The following is a 16,032-nucleotide window of genomic DNA, read 5'->3' on the forward strand; positions in this document are numbered from 1 at the left end:
ATTGGTAAGAAAGTTTGAATAACACGAGGAAATAATTCTTTATATTGTATATTATACGAGCGATACGAGTGGTCAGGCAATAGAGAATATATATATAGGGGGTGCGGACAAAAACCTGGACACCATGATACCCTTGTGAGAACAGATGCGGTACACCAAGGAGCAGATTATCGTCGCACTGACATTATATAGCACAACGGGTTCGGCAAATACGGTCATACAAACCCTGGGATATCCTTCAAATCCAATGCTTTATCACTGGATTGAAAAGTATCCGGAGTATTTATCTAAGCCACATGTTCGACACTATAAGCAAGCAACAGTCGAATTGAAGGAGCAGGCAATTCCTCGTTGCCTGATTGATGGCGAGCCTGTAAGATCAATAGCAGAAGATATCGGATATACTGAGTCCATTGTATATCAATGGCTACGGTCTTACAGAGAAAAAGGAACCTGCTTCAACATGAAAAAAGCAAAGAAAACGATTTCCTCCGATCTTCAGGCGGCGGACAATATCGAGGATCTGAAAGAAAAAATGCTTGATATGCAGATGGAGATTGATATCCTGAAGGAGACAATCAATGTCTTAAAAAAAGACCCCGGCGTCGATCAGACGATTCTCAAGAACAGAGAGAAGGCAGTGATCATCGGCGCCTTGAAGAATAAATACTCACTGCCAAAACTCTGCTTTAAGTTGGAAATCCCCAGAAGCAGCTATTATTATCAGAAGGCCGCATTACGGGCAGATGATAAATACCGCGAACTGCGGAGTCGAATCATCAAGGTTTTTCAGGACAACAGGTGTGTTTATGGATACAGAAAAATCCATCAGCTTCTGAGGCGGAAGGGAACCATCGTTTCTGAAAAGATCGTTCGCAGAATCATGAAGGAGGAATCCCTTGTTGTCAAGATACGCAGGAGACGTAAATACAACTCTTATCAGGGTGAACTTAGCATAGCTCCGGAGAATCTCGTCAATCGTAATTTTCATGCGGATAAACCGAATGAAAAGTGGCTCACAGATATCACGGAGTTTTCCATTCCGTCCGGGAAGGTATATCTGTCCCCTGTCATTGACTGTTTTGATGGAATGCCTGTCAGTTGGAGGATGGGAGTCTCGCCTAATGCCAATCTGGTGAACGCAATGCTGAGAGATGCTATCAGTACACTGGATCCAGAAGAGAAACCCATGATTCATTCAGATCGCGGATGTCATTACCGATGGCCGGAATGGATCAAAATAGTTAATGAAGCGGGACTTACAAGGTCTATGTCGAGAAAAGGCTGTTCACCAGACAACGCTGCCTGTGAAGGCTTCTTCGGACATCTAAAAAACGAGATGTTCTATAACCGCAGTTGGGAAGGCTGTTCGATTGCTGAGTTAAAATATGAGATCGACAGTTATATTCGCTGATACTGCACAGATCGAATCAAATCAACACTCGGAGGGCTCAGTCCTCTTCAGTATAGAAAGGAGTTGGGTGTGGTTGTCTAAAAAAATGTCCGCACCCCCATACTTGAAGTGGAAGTTAGTCCTACACTTTTTGTCAACGACTAAAGTCCGCTTGCTTGTCATGCTCTAAAAACACGGGACGCCCTGAACAGGAGCCTGTTATTATGTATTAGTGTAACACTGAATTCCTCTTTTGCCTGGGGGGGGTCAGAGTGGGAATAAACTTTTCACTTCAGCCAGTTGACAACAGTTATATATACTACAACAGTTAGCCGAATTACGACCGGGACTTTCTATGTTTGTCAATTTCCATGTTTTTATATATGTTATTGTGTAGCATAACAATATGTTGATGAATTTCTTTTTCGGGTATAAATCCCGGTGTGTTTCAATGGCATTCTTATTTAGATTGAATCGACCGAAGGGATATGGATATAGCGATCCAGAAGATGAACATCCTTCAAATGTGGCTATAGGGATTATTTTGCTCTTGATATATTTCGGGGGATTGATTGGATTAGATGTTTTTACAACAAGAAATTTGTGAAACATATTATTTCGCGGAAAGGTTTCATTGTGTTGCTTGTAATAGGTTTTGTCGCAGGCGCTTTCTGGCTTAAGTCGCTTTATAGCAATTTTATTCGCAGACGGCTGCGAGGAGATCGAGGGATTGACCGTGGTTGACCTGGCTCGCAGAGCCGGCATCGGGATCGATAGCATTTCCGTCAAAGAGGAGACTGAAATCAGGGGCTCCCATGGGATTATCTTTCAGGCGGACACCTGCATGAGCCGAGCCATGGGAACCGCCTTTGCCTTTGGACTGGCCATCGTGGCCTATGTCAGGGGAGAAGAGGCCGCCCGAAGGCTGGGACAGGAGACTCTCTACGATTGACAGGAAATCGCTCGCAGGCCGGATTGAAGCTCGGGCGAAGGCGCGTGAATGATAGCCTATGGATCCTTGACAAGCGACAAGCTACGCAATTCACCCGACAAGCTACGACCTTGGGAACCGAGGGAATACAGACGACCCCTGGGTGACCACGACCCGGCACGACTACGACCCGGCACCCTGGAACTGAGGGGATATGAACTTGACAAATGATAGCCGCATCACTAGAATTATAAGGCATGCCTAGAAATGTGGGCATGAGCAAATAACATAGGAGGTAAAGTAAATGCCAACATTTAACCAGTTAGTAAGAAAGGGAAGACAGACTGCTGCAAAGAAGTCTGGTGCCCCCGCTCTTCAGAGAAGTTTCAACTCTCTTAAGAAGCGTGCCGTCACCAACTCTTCTCCCCAGAAGCGCGGCGTGTGCACCGCTGTTAAGACTGCAACTCCCAAGAAGCCTAACTCAGCTCTTCGTAAGATTGCCAGAGTACGTCTCTCGAACGGAATCGAAGTAACAAGCTACATTCCCGGAGAGGGGCACAATCTTCAGGAGCATAGCGTAGTTCTGGTACGCGGTGGCCGTGTCAAGGATCTTCCCGGTACACGTTATCACGTAATCAGAGGTACTCTGGATACCGCAGGCGTAGCAAACCGCATGCAGGGTCGCTCCAAGTATGGCGCTAAGAAGCCGAAGAAGTAATCGGTAAAATCAATTAAGTAACATTCACAACAATATGGTTAATGTTGAAATTTATTTGCTAAGCCGACCTTGCAAGAGGAAGGCGATAAATGAGACATGAACACATAATGTATATGTGAGTACCGATGAATTAATCCTATCAATGATTAAGGAGGGAAGTAACGTGCCACGTAAGAGTCACAATATTAAGAGAGACGTGCTTGCAGATCCGATCTATAACAGCAAGATCGTAACCAAGCTCGTGAACAATATCATGTTAGACGGCAAGAAGGGCATTGCCCAGAAGATCGTCTACGGCGCTTTCAGTCGCGTCGAGGAGAAGTCCGGCAAGCCCGCGCTCGAGGTCTTCGAGGAGGCGATGAACAACGTTATGCCTGTACTTGAGGTTAAGGCAAGACGTGTCGGCGGCGCCACCTATCAGGTGCCGATTGAGGTTCGTCCGGATCGCCGTCAGGCCCTGGGACTTCGCTGGCTCACCCTGTTCTCTCGCAACAGAAGTGAGAAGACCATGGAGGAGAGACTGGCCAATGAGATCATGGATGCAGCCAATAATACCGGAGCTGCAGTAAAACGTAAGGAAGAGATGCACAGAATGGCAGACGCCAACAAGGCGTTCGCGCATTATCGCTTCTGATTTCAGGACAATCGGATGCCTGCGGGGCATATGCTGCTGTTGATGGCGGCAAATGCCCGCAAGCAGGGCACTCAATTGTTTATGGCGGCAGAATGTCTGCGGGACAGGCATTTTGCTGCAGGATCTCTGATCGAAGAGTCCGCGTCAGGGAGGCAGAGACTGTTTTGGCGGCGGCCCGGGCAAATGCCCCTGACCGACACATTTCCCGTGCGAGTCACTGCAACTCATTATGAGAGGCGGACAATTCGAATAAGTATGGAGGAAATATATCTTGGCTACAAGAGAATACCCACTTGAGAGAACCAGGAATATCGGAATCATGGCTCATATCGATGCTGGTAAGACCACGCTGACGGAGCGTATTCTGTATTATACTGGTGTAAATTATAAGATCGGTGAGACCTACGAGGGAACTGCCACCATGGACTGGATGGAGCAGGAGCAGGAGAGAGGAATCACCATTACTTCGGCGGCGACCACCTGCCACTGGACCCTTCAGGAGAAGGCCCAGCTGAAGGAGGGCGCGCTTGAGCACCGGATCAATATCATCGACACCCCGGGACACGTAGACTTTACCGTTGAGGTAGAGCGGTCTCTTCGCGTCCTGGACGGCGCCATCGGCGTCTTCGATGCCAAGGGCGGTGTTGAGCCCCAGTCCGAGAACGTATGGCGTCAGGCGGATACTTACGGGGTTCCCCGTATGGCCTTTGTCAACAAGATGGACATCATGGGCGCCGACTTCTTCAATACCGTTAAGGAAATCGGAACCAAGCTTGGCAAGAATGCCGTTTGTGTTCAGCTTCCCATCGGCAAGGAGGACTATTTCGAGGGAGTCATTGACCTCTTTGAGATGAAGGAATACCTCTACAAGGACGCCGCGGGACAGGAGATAGAGATCGTCGATATCCGCGATGAGCTCAAGGAGCAGGCAGAGGAGTATCACGCCAAGCTGGTTGAGCAGTGCTGCGACTTCGACGAGGATCTGATGATGATGTATCTGGAAGGGGAAGAGCCTTCCATCGATCAGCTCAAGGCAGCTCTCCGCAAGGCCACCATTCATTCTGAGGGCGTTCCGGTCTTTTGCGGTTCCGCCCATCAGAACAAGGGCATCCAGAAGCTCCTTGACGGTGTGATTGAGTTCATGCCCGCCCCGGTTGATGTCCCCGACATCAAGGGTACAGATATGAACGGGGAGGAAGTCGTTCGCCGTTCTTCCGACGATGAGCCCTTCTCGGCTCTGGCCTTCAAGATCATGACCGATCCCTATGTAGGTAAGCTGGCCTTTACCCGCGTGTATTCAGGTCACTGCAATTCCGGCTCCTACGTTTTGAATTCCACCAAGGACAAGAAGGAGCGCGTGGGCCGTATCCTTCTCATGCACGCCAACAAGCGTCAGGAGCTCGACGAGATGTTCTCCGGCGATATCTGCGCGATCGTAGGTCTGAAGAATACGACGACCGGCGATACCCTCTGTGATGACCAGCATCCTGTAATTCTGGAGTCCATGGAGTTCCCGGATCCGGTTATCCAGGTCGCTGTTGAGCCCAAGACCAAGGCTGGACAGCAGAAGATGGGAGAGGCCCTGGCCAAGCTCGTCGAGGAGGATCCCACGCTCCACGTTCACACGGACGAGGAGACCGGCCAGACTATTTTGGCAGGTATGGGCGAGCTGCATCTGGAGATCACGGTTGACCGTCTGCTCAGGGAGTTCTCTGTCGAGGCCAACATCGGCGCTCCCCAGGTCGCTTACAAGGAGACCTTCACCAAGTCTGTCGACCAGGAGTACAAGTACGCCAAGCAGTCCGGCGGCCGCGGTCAGTATGGTCACGTCAAGGTTCGCTTCGAGCCCATGGACGCCAATGGAGAGGAACTGTTCAAGTTCGAGAACGCTGTTGTCGGCGGATCCATTCCCAAGGAGTACATCGCTCCCGTCGGCGAGGGTATTGAAGAGGCTGCCCAGTCAGGGATTCTGGCAGGCTTCCCTGTTCTTGGCATCAAGGCCACCCTCTACGATGGATCTTACCACGAGGTCGATTCCTCGGAGATGGCCTTCCACATTGCCGGATCCATGTGCTTCAAGGAGGCTATGGCCAAGGCTGCTCCCGCGCTCTTAGAGCCGATCATGAAGGTTGAGGTCACCATGCCTGAGGACTATCTGGGCGATGTCATCGGAGATCTGAACTCACGGCGCGGACGCATTGAGAAGATGGACGATGTGGGCAACGGTAAGATCGTCGTCGGCTATGTACCTCTGGCCGAGATGTTTGGCTATGCGACCAACCTGCGTTCCATCACCCAGGGCCGCGGGAACTACTCCATGTTCTTCAACAGATATGAGCAGGCTCCCAAGTCCGTCCAGGAGAAGGTAATCGCTGAGCGCAAGTAATTCTTGCTTTGAGAGGGCATTTGCCCGGCAATATAGTTGAAATACTCAGCTGAATTTCATATAATGGACTTTAGCTGAGATTTTATAAGGTAACATACCCCGCGAGGGGGAGATTTAAGGAGGAATTTCACAATGGCAAAAGAGCATTTTGACCGCACCAAGCCGCACGTAAACATCGGTACCATCGGTCATGTCGATCATGGTAAGACCACTCTTACGGCTGCTATCACTACCGTTCTTGCACAGCGCGTCGCTGGTAACAAGATGGAGGCTTTTGAGGACATCGACAAGGCTCCCGAGGAGAGAGAGCGTGGTATTACCATCTCTACCGCTCACGTTGAGTATCAGACCGAGAAGCGTCACTACGCTCACGTAGACTGCCCGGGACATGCCGACTATGTTAAGAATATGATCACCGGCGCTGCACAGATGGATGGTTCTATCCTGGTTGTAGCCGCTACCGACGGCGTTATGGCCCAGACCAAGGAGCACATCCTTCTTGCCCGTCAGGTAGGCGTTCCCTACATCATCGTATTCCTGAACAAGTGCGATATGATCGATGACCCTGAGCTCCTTGAGCTGGTTGAGATGGAGGTTTCTGATCAGCTGTCTGAGTACGGCTTCGATGACTGCCCCATTATCAAGGGTTCTGCTTATCAGGCTCTGCAGGATGCTGAGGGCAAGGCAGTATTTGCTAACGGCGAGCCCCTTGATCCTTCCAACCCCGATAAGAACTGGGGCGATTGCATCATGGAGCTGATGGACACGGTTGACGAGTATATTCCTACTCCCCAGCGTGATACTGATAAGCCCTTCCTTATGCCTGTCGAGGATGTATTCACCATCACCGGCCGTGGTACCGTTGCTACCGGCCGTGTAGAGCGTGGTACTCTTCACCTCAACGAGGAGCTTGAGATCCTCGGCGTGAAGGACAGTGTCGGAAAGACCGTATGTACCGGTATTGAGATGTTCCGTAAGCAGCTTGACGAGGCTATGGCCGGTGACAACATCGGTGCTCTGCTTCGCGGTGTGAACCGTGATCAGATCGTGCGCGGCCAGGTTCTTGCTAAGCCCGGCACGGTTACCTGCCACAGGAAGTTCAAGGCGCAGGTATACGTACTGACCAAGGACGAGGGCGGCCGTCATACTCCCTTCTTCTCAAACTATCGTCCTCAGTTCTATTTCAGAACGACTGACGTAACCGGCATCACCCAGCTTCCCGACGGCGTTGAGATGTGCATGCCCGGCGATAACGTTGAGATGACCATCGAGCTGATCCATAACGTAGCTATGGAGCAGGGTCTTACCTTCGCGATCCGTGAGGGTGGCCGTACGGTTGGTTCAGGCCGTGTTACCGAGATCATTGAGTAATTGCCTTTGAGATCATCGAACGCGCATGACAGCGGTTCGATTCCCTTTGGCCAATAACATATGACGATCAGAAAGGAGCTGTCGCACTCATGTGTGGCAGCCCTTTCTTTTTGTGGTTCTGTGTCAAATATATTGGGTCTCTATATCAATATTGGGGCGGGATTCTTGGGGAGCCCGCTCCAATATTTTTTAAAGAGGACTGGTGAAAATAGACAAAAAGAGAGCTGACTGTTTATGAATGTTTTTGAATGAAAATGATTGTATTGAATGCTTATCCAACCTATAATAAACAAGAAGTTGTGAGGAGGAGAAAGTATGTTGACCGCTGAGCGACACAAGTTCATATTGGAAGAACTCAGGGAGAAGGGGTCTGTTCTGAATACAGAGCTGATGCGGGAGCTGGAAGCTTCCGAGTCCACAATCCGTCGCGATATCAGCCGCCTGGCGAAGGAGGGCCGCTGCCAGAGAGTGCATGGAGGAGCGATTCTTCCGGAGAGCCTGCCCGGTGATCAGGATGATGCCGTCACGCTTCGCCAGCAGCGCCATCGGATGGAGAAGCTGGCGATTGCCAGGGAAGCTGCCGGACTGATTCGGGACGGAGAGCTGATCTATCTGGACGCGGGGACGACGACAGAGCTGATGATTGATTTCATCCATGGCAAGGACCTGACCTTTGTAACCAATGCCATCAGTCACGCCAGGCGATTGGGACAGAGGGGCTACACCTGCTATATTCTGGGAGGTCAGTTCAAGTCCGTGACAGAGGCGATTGTCGGTGAAGAGGCAAGCTTGTCCGTGCGCAAGTATAACTTCTCCAGGGCGTTTTTGGGAGCGAATGGCGTCGATCTCCAGGCGGGCTTTACAACTCCGGAACTCAAGGAAGCTTATATCAAGAAGCAGGCAATGGCGGCCAGCCGACAGGTCTATATTCTGGCGGACGCCAGTAAGTTCGGCCGCGTAGCTCCGATTTCATTCGGAAGCTTCGCCGAGGCCCGCGTCCTGGTAGCAGGACAGCTTGATGACAGCTACCGCAGCTACGAGAACATTTGGGAGGTGAGCGAATGATCTATACCGTAACCTTTAATCCGTCCATCGACTATATTGTCGACGTGGATCATTTTCAGACCGGCATGGTCAACCGCACGACAGGAGAGCATGTCCTGCCCGGCGGCAAGGGAATCAATGTCTCCATTGTGCTCAAGAATATGGGCCATGAAAGCAGGGCGCTCGGTTTTATGGCGGGCTTTACCGGGAGAGAGATTGAGCGCCTGTTAGCTGCCAGCCAGGTTGAGAGCGACTTTATCGATGTGGCAGAGGGAATGTCCCGGATCAATGTCAAGCTGCGCAGCGACCAGGAATCTGAGATCAACGGGCAGGGACCTGCCATCAGGGCTTCCGACATTGCAAAGCTCTATGATAAGCTCGATCAGCTGGGGGAGGGGGATTTTCTGGTCCTGGCAGGATCAATCCCGGATGTCATGCCTGCCTCCAGCTATGAGGATATCATGGCGCGCCTGGAGGGAAGAGGCGTTCACATTGTGGTAGACGCCACCAGGGATCTTCTGGTCAACGTTTTGAAGTACCATCCCTTTTTGATCAAACCAAACAACCACGAGCTGGGTGAGATCTTTGGCGTATCACTGTCGACCAAGGAGGAGGTCATCCCCTATGCGAAGAAGCTGCAGGAGATGGGGGCCAAGAATGTCATGATCTCCATGGCCGGCGATGGGGGCCTTCTGATTACGGAGGATGGACAGACATATGCCTCTATGCCTCCCAAGGGCAGGATTGTCAATTCCGTCGGAGCCGGAGACTCTATGGTGGCAGGTTTTTTGACCGGCTACATTGAGACAGCTGACTATGAAAACGCTTTTTACACGGGACTTTGCACCGGATCCGCCTCCGCCTTTTCCGAAGAACTGGCAGAGAGAAACGAGGTCGAGACCCTGCTCAGGAGTCTGGGTCGATAAAAAGCAGGCAGGTATCAGCAGTGACAAGGGCAGGAATGCCCGGTCAGGAAAGGACAGCAAATGAGAGTTAGAGATTTACTTGCCCCTCAGAGCATTGAACTCAATGGGGCGCCCGCAAACAAGAAGGAGGCTATTGAGCAGATGGTCGCCCTCATGGAAAAGCGGGGCAATATCAGGGACATCGATACCTATCGGGCCGGGGTCTTCGCGAGAGAAGAAGAGGGGACGACCGGTGTCGGCGAGGGAATCGCCATTCCCCACTGCAAGTCTGATGCTGTCAGTGCGCCGGGACTGGCTGCCATGGTTGTTCCGGGAGGCGTCGATTACGAGGCCCTGGATGATGAGCCCGTCGACCTGATTTTCCTGATTGCCGCTCCCAATACCAAGGACAATGTGCATCTGGAGGTTCTCTCCAACCTGTCCATGCTGCTTATGGACGAGGACTTCACAAGAGCCCTCAAGGCGGCTAAGAGCCCCGAGGAGTTTTTGGATATCATCGAGAAGGCGGAGAATGCCAAGGCCCAGAAGGAGGCCGCCAAAGAAGCCGCAAGGGAAGAACCTTCTGACGAGCAGGCCAATGGGGCAGGCTCCGATAAGGGCTATGTCATTGCGGTGACTGCCTGCCCGACCGGAATCGCCCACACCTATATGGCGGCTGAGGCCATAGAGAAGGCGGGAGAAAAGCTTGGGATTCCTGTCAAGGTGGAGACGCGCGGTTCCTCAGGACCCAAGAACATCCTGACCGCTGAGGACATTCAAAGAGCGGCCGGAGTTGTGGTCGCCTGCGACGCCAAGGTGCCCATGGACCGCTTCGATGGCAAGCATCTGATCGAGTGCAAGGTGGCCGACGGGATTCACAAGGCCGAGGAGCTGGTGACGAGGGCTTCCGTCTCAGACGCTCCGATCTATCACGCAAGCGGTGATGGAGGAGAAGAGGAGGATGACAAGGATAAAGAGACGGATTCCATCGGTCACCAGGCTTACACGCATCTGATGAGTGGGGTCTCCCACATGCTTCCCTTTGTCATTGGCGGCGGTATTATGGTGGCGCTGGCCTTTTTGATTGATACCATCGCGGGCTATGGAGCCTCCGCCGGTTCTGCTTCTACAGGTTCCGCTTTTGGTACTATGCTTCCCCTGTCCGCCTTCTTTAAATACGCGGGCGGTCTGGCCATGGGCATGATGGTTCCCGTGCTGGCCGGTTACATTGCCTATTCCATTGCGGATCGTCCCGGCTTGGCGGTCGGCTTTACCGGCGGTCTTTTAGCCACATCCGGAAATGCCCTCTTTGCCAGTTACAACTGGACGAATCTGGGAGCTTTTAACAGCTTCATCGCGAATTTTGCCTTCCAGGGAGCCGACGGCGGTTCCACAGTGTCCGGATTCCTGGGTGGTATTGCCGCCGGATTTGTGGCAGGATTTGTGGTTCTCTGGCTCAAGAAGCTGACCTCAAAGCTTCCCGCCAGCCTGGACGGGATCCGTCCCACCCTGATTTATCCTCTGGGCGGAATTTTTATCATCAGCCTTCTGATGTGCTTCATCTTCAATCCCCTGATCGGTCTGATTAATGCCGGTTTGTCCTCCATGCTGACCGCTCTGGCTGACGCCAATCTCCTGGTTGTTATGGGGCTGATCCTGGGCGGCATGATGGCCATCGATATGGGAGGTCCCATCAATAAGGCCGCCTATGTCTTCGGTACCGGCATGCTGTCAACAGCAGCGGAACTGATGGACAAGGGGGCTTCCGCGACAGATCCCGCTGTCATCGCCTGCTATGTCGCTATGGCGGCTGTGATGGCCGGCGGTATGGTTCCCCCGATCGGGATCGCTCTGGCGACCATTTTCTTCCCCAGGAAATTCACCAAGACCCAGAGAGATACCAAGGTCTCCCTCTTCGTCATGGGAGCGTCCTTCATCACAGAGGCGGCCATTCCCTTTGCGGCGGCTGACCCCCTGCACACCATCCCCGCGACCCTGGTTGGCTCTGCCATCGCCGGAGGTCTGTCAGCTCTCTTCGGCTGCACCCTGATGGCTCCTCACGGCGGAATCTTCGTCTTTGCAACGGTCGGGAACCCTCTCTTCTATATTATCGCCTGGTTCGTTGGCTCGATTGTCACCTGCCTGCTCCTGGGATTGCTGAAGAAGAATGCGGAGGAATAAATGGAGATTTTACAAGGTAAGAGTGTTTTTGGCGGAATAGCCATCGGTCCCCTGTCTGTGTTCAGACAGGATGAGGTTCTGGTAAAACGGCAGAAGGTCTCTGACGCGGAAGCTGAGGTCAGGCGCTATCACCAGGCCACAGAAGAAGCCAAGAGGCAGCTGCAGGAGCTCTATCAGAAGGCGGTCAAGGAGGTCGGCGAGGCCTCTGCGGCTATTTTCGATGTGCATCAGATGCTCCTTGAGGATCTGGATTATGTGGACTCCGTGGAGAATATCATCAGAAACCAGGGTTTAAACGCGGAGTATGCCGTGGCGACCACGGGGGATAACTTCTCCAATATGTTTGCTGCCATGGATGACGACTACATGAAGGAGAGAGCGGCGGACGTCCGCGATGTCTCCGACCGTCTGGTTAAGGTTCTGGCGGGGGCTGCGGAGACCGGAGGCCATGGGGACGTCCCCAGCATTTTACTGGCGGATGATCTCGCTCCCTCGCAGACCGTGCAGCTGGATAAGTCCAAGGTGCTCTCATTTGTCACCAGACACGGGTCAACCAACTCCCACACCTCTATCCTGGCCAGAACCATGAATATTCCTGCCCTGATCGGTGTGGACTACCGGGATGACATGCAGGGCAGGATGGCTGTGGTGGACGGCTACAGCGGCAAACTCATTATTGACCCGGACCAGGATATCCTGGCGAGTTATCAGATGAAGCAGTCCGAGGACGCCGAGAAGGCCAGACTCCTCCAGGAGCTCAAGGGCAAGGAAGACGTCACCTTAGACGGCAGGCATATCCAGCTCTATGCCAATATCGGCGGCGTGGGGGATGTGGCCAGCGTACATGCCAATGACGCGCAGGGCATCGGCCTCTTCCGCTCAGAGTTCCTCTATCTGGAGGCAAAGGATTTCCCCACAGAGGAGGAGCAGTTCCAGGCCTATAAGACCGTCGCCGAGAATATGGCAGGTAAGAAGGTGATCATTCGCACCTTGGATATTGGCGCGGACAAGAAGGTGGACTACTTCCATCTGGACCAGGAGGACAATCCGGCGCTCGGCTACCGGGCCATCCGCATCTGCCTGACCCAGCCGGAGATCTTCAAGACCCAGCTGCGGGCGATTTACAGGGCCAGTCATTTCGGAACCATCTCCATTATGTTTCCCATGATCATCTCTGTCGATGAGGTCAGAAGGGCCAAGGCCATCGCCGAGGAAGTCAAGTCCGAGCTGGAGGAACTGGGGCTCCCCTATGGAGACGTGGAGCTGGGTATCATGATTGAGACGCCGGCGGCCGCCATTATGTCGGACGAATTGGCCAAGGAGGTTGATTTCTTCTCGATCGGAACCAATGACCTGACCCAGTATACCCTGGCGATTGACCGGCAGAATCCCAAGCTGGAGGCCTTTAATGATCCCCACCATCCGGCGATTCTTCGCCTGATTGCCATGGTGATCGAAAATGCCCACAAGTACGGAGCCTGGGCCGGGATCTGCGGAGAACTGGGCGCTGACACCAGTCTGACAGAGACCTTTATTAAAATGGGGGTGGACGAGTTATCTGTCAGCCCCTCCATGGTTCTTCGGGTCAGGGACAAGATCCGCTCCATCGACAGCCGCAAGTAAGGGCGAGAACGCAAGCGGGATGAAACAGGAGCAGGAACAAATGGGCTTCCGTTGACAGCCGCAAGTAAGGGTGAGAACGCAAGCGGGATGAAACAGGAGCAGGAACAAATGGGCTTCCGTTGACAGTCGCAAGTGATGAGAAACACAAGCGGGATGAAAGACGAGTAGGAGCAAATGGTTTCGCTGACAGCGCAGATGACAGCGGAAACACCCCGGCTTGACACAGGGAAAGCAGGGGATACAATAGTTTTATGGTATAGAATACATGTATTCTATGATCTACAAGAATTATTACGACAGACTGACAGGCAGAGGAGGATCAGACAATGAAATCATTTGAGTTCGAGGTTCAGGACGCCGCCGGCATGCACGCCCGCCCGGCAGGACTTCTGGTCAAGAAGGCCAAGGAGTATGAGAGCAAGGTGACCATCCATTTCGGCGATAAGTCAGCAGATTCCGGCCGTATGATGGCCATTATGAGCCTGGGAGTTAAGCAGGGCGATACGATCAGGGTAGATGTTGAGGGCCCCGATGAAGACAAGGCGGCCGATGAGATGGAGGCTTTCTTCAAGGAGAATCTGTAGAGATCGGATTCGAGGGCATCAGCAGAAGACAGCTTTGTTTTCGCTTTCAAGGATGCTCCTTATCATCTCTTATCATGCAATTGCTATGAGAGGGGGCGGGGGAGATCGTCAGGCGGATTTTTCTGGAGAGGAAGATCAAAGATGCTGTTTTCATCGGTCAGTCCATGGGAGGGTATGTCGCGCAGTCTGTGATCAAGAGATTCACTGACCTGGTTCGCGCCTTTGTCGCAGTCGACAGCTCACCATATGGGGAAAAGATCTGTGCCATTTGATGAATTCCAACGATGATCAGCCAAAAATCGTAGATGAAATGATTGCGGCATTTATAAGAAGCCTGTAGCTGAGGAAGGAAAACCCTCCACAGCTGCAGGCTTTTGAAATTGGAGATCATTTAGCGATTGGTCTCCAGCATATCCATCTTCATCTCGTAGTAGGCGGGAGACATATCCAGATAGTGGATATGAGGATTCTCGAAGCGCTGCTCCGTATCCCAGATTTCCTCCCGCAGCTGCCGGTCGACATAAGAGGCGATCTCCTTGGCCGAGGGAAGCTGACTGGTTCTCTTGCCGGCCTCAATGATCTTGACCTGCAGCTTTTTTGCGGTGCAGTTCTCGAAGGCGCGGCGCTTCCAAGGCTTGATGGGATCGACGAAATCGTAGCGGCTGGACAGGTCAAGCTCCTCCCCCTGCCTGGTGATCAGGTCAGCCACGGCGTGTCCGTCGGCGTCATAGATCCGGTAGACATCCTTGAGTCCCGGATTGGTGATCTTCTCGGGCGTCTCAGACAGCTTGATGCGGGGGATCATCTGACCATCCTCCTCGACGGCGCAGAGCTTATAGACGGCCCCAAAGACGGGCTCGGACCGGGATGTGATCAGGCGCTCGCCGACGCCGAAGGCATCGACCTGTCCGCCCTGGTCTAAGATGGATCGGATGGTGTACTCATCAAGGCTGTTGGAGATGATGATCTTTGCATCGGTAAAACCGGCTTCATCCAGCATCTTCCTGGAGCGGGCGGTCAGATAGGCCAAGTCGCCGGAGTCGATGCGGATTCCGTAGTTTTTGGAGGCGATTCCCCTGTCGCGCATCTCGGTGAAGACCTGGATAGCGTTGGGAAGACCCTGGTGAAGGACATCATATGTGTCCACAAGGAGAATGCAGTTGTCAGGATAAATCGAGGCGAATTTGCGGAAGGATTCCAGTTCGTTCTTATAGAACATAACCCAGGAGTGGGCCATGGTGCCGCTGACGGGAATGCCGAAATGCTGGCCGGAGGAGACGGTGGCGGTGGCTGCGACACCGCCGATATAGGCGGCGCGGGCCCCGTAGATAGCGGCGTCATTATTATGGGCTCTCCTGGCGCCGAAGTCGGAGACCGGGCGGCCCTCCGCGGACCGGACGATCCGGCGGGCCTTGGTGGCGATCAGGGACTGATGGTTGATCTGGGTCAGAAGCTCTGTCTCAATCAGTTGGGCCTCCACCAGGGGAGCGACGACCGTGATGACAGGCTCATTGGGGTACATGATGGTTCCCTCAGGGAAGGCGTAGAGGTCTCCGCTGAAGCAAAAATCAGCCAGATAAGAGAGAAAGCTCTCATCAAACTGCCCCAGGGAGCGAAGATAGTCGATATCCTCAGGATCAAAGTGAAGTCCTTCAAGATATTCCACAATCTGTTCGAGACCGGTGAAGATGGCAAAACCGGCCGAGTCGGGATTTCTCCGGTAGAAGACGTCAAATGCCACATGGGTATCCTGGTTCTCCAGGAGATAGTAGCCGTTGGCCATGGTCATCTCATAGAGATCCATCATCATGGATACATTGCGCTCGTCATAAATTCTCATGAATTCTCCTCGCCGCTGATCGGGCAGGTGCTCATTGCTGTCTTGACACCATTCTAGCATAAATGAATGTCCTAGTCGAAAACCCGCCGGATCAAGCGCCGGCAAACATACGAGCATGTATGGGGGCTGGCGCACTCAGGACGAGAGTGCGAAAACATCATCAGTAAAATACGAGGCACGCATGGGGCTGAGGAGAAATGGCAATAGGAAAGAGCGCCATGGAATGAGGTCACCGGAACATAAGGCGATCGGAACACAGGGCACCGGAAGATAGGTCACCGGAAGATAAGGCGATTGGAACACAGGGCACCGGGATATAGGGCACCGGAATATTAGGCGACCGGAATATATGAGAATATGAAAATAAGGGAATAGACATAGAATGCAACTATAGCGAATGATAAAAATTATATTCTATACAG

12 protein-coding genes are annotated in these 16,032 nt (G+C 52.6%); 11 read left to right on the forward strand and 1 reads right to left on the reverse strand.

What is annotated here, in order from left to right; all coding sequences use genetic code 11:
- The first annotated feature begins 145 nt into the window (after positions 1-145).
- The 11 genes from GCWU000342_RS09555 (at position 146) to GCWU000342_RS09610 (ending at position 13,770) form a co-directional block, all read left to right on the forward strand.
- Positions 146-1,414 carry an IS3 family transposase gene (locus GCWU000342_RS09555; RefSeq protein WP_006907242.1) on the forward strand — a complete coding sequence of 423 codons (1,269 nt, stop codon included), beginning with the start codon at positions 146-148 and terminating at the stop codon, positions 1,412-1,414.
- A gap of 634 nt (positions 1,415-2,048) precedes the next feature.
- The gene (locus GCWU000342_RS09560; protein WP_006907244.1) at positions 2,049-2,345 is read left to right on the forward strand and encodes a DJ-1/PfpI family protein; all 297 of its coding nucleotides are present in this window, start codon (positions 2,049-2,051) and stop codon (positions 2,343-2,345) included.
- A gap of 283 nt (positions 2,346-2,628) precedes the next feature.
- On the forward strand, positions 2,629-3,042 hold the full coding sequence (rpsL, locus tag GCWU000342_RS09565; RefSeq protein ID WP_006907245.1) for a 30S ribosomal protein S12: 414 nt from the start codon (positions 2,629-2,631) through the stop codon (positions 3,040-3,042).
- Positions 3,043-3,205: 163 nt separating this feature from the next.
- Positions 3,206-3,676, forward strand: a complete 471-nt coding sequence (gene rpsG, locus GCWU000342_RS09570) for a 30S ribosomal protein S7 (RefSeq protein ID WP_207635030.1) — start codon at positions 3,206-3,208, stop codon at positions 3,674-3,676.
- A gap of 271 nt (positions 3,677-3,947) precedes the next feature.
- Positions 3,948-6,062 carry an elongation factor G gene (gene fusA, locus GCWU000342_RS09580; protein WP_083790763.1) on the forward strand — a complete coding sequence of 705 codons (2,115 nt, stop codon included), beginning with the start codon at positions 3,948-3,950 and terminating at the stop codon, positions 6,060-6,062.
- Positions 6,063-6,194: 132 nt separating this feature from the next.
- Entirely contained in the window at positions 6,195-7,433 is a 1,239-nt protein-coding gene (gene tuf, locus GCWU000342_RS09585) for an elongation factor Tu (protein WP_006907249.1), read from the forward strand.
- Between the two features lie 315 nt (positions 7,434-7,748).
- Positions 7,749-8,498 carry a DeoR/GlpR family DNA-binding transcription regulator gene (locus GCWU000342_RS09590; RefSeq protein ID WP_006907252.1) on the forward strand — a complete coding sequence of 250 codons (750 nt, stop codon included), beginning with the start codon at positions 7,749-7,751 and terminating at the stop codon, positions 8,496-8,498.
- Entirely contained in the window at positions 8,495-9,403 is a 909-nt protein-coding gene (gene pfkB, locus GCWU000342_RS09595; RefSeq protein ID WP_006907253.1) for a 1-phosphofructokinase, read from the forward strand. Before GCWU000342_RS09590 ends, pfkB begins: the two co-directional genes overlap by 4 nt.
- A gap of 60 nt (positions 9,404-9,463) precedes the next feature.
- Positions 9,464-11,563 carry a PTS fructose transporter subunit IIABC gene (locus GCWU000342_RS09600; protein WP_006907254.1) on the forward strand — a complete coding sequence of 700 codons (2,100 nt, stop codon included), beginning with the start codon at positions 9,464-9,466 and terminating at the stop codon, positions 11,561-11,563.
- On the forward strand, positions 11,564-13,186 hold the full coding sequence (gene ptsP / locus GCWU000342_RS09605; RefSeq protein ID WP_006907255.1) for a phosphoenolpyruvate--protein phosphotransferase: 1,623 nt from the start codon (positions 11,564-11,566) through the stop codon (positions 13,184-13,186).
- Positions 13,187-13,512: 326 nt separating this feature from the next.
- On the forward strand, positions 13,513-13,770 hold the full coding sequence (locus tag GCWU000342_RS09610; RefSeq protein ID WP_006907256.1) for an HPr family phosphocarrier protein: 258 nt from the start codon (positions 13,513-13,515) through the stop codon (positions 13,768-13,770).
- A gap of 391 nt (positions 13,771-14,161) precedes the next feature.
- Here GCWU000342_RS09610 and GCWU000342_RS09620 read toward each other — a convergent pair whose 3' ends face one another.
- Positions 14,162-15,610, reverse strand: a complete 1,449-nt coding sequence (locus GCWU000342_RS09620) for a nicotinate phosphoribosyltransferase (protein ID WP_045001027.1) — start codon at positions 15,608-15,610, stop codon at positions 14,162-14,164.
- Positions 15,611-16,032: the final 422 nt, after the last annotated feature.

This window comes from Shuttleworthella satelles DSM 14600, assembly GCF_000160115.1.
Taxonomy (GTDB): Bacteria; Bacillota; Clostridia; order Lachnospirales; family Lachnospiraceae; genus Shuttleworthia; species Shuttleworthia satelles.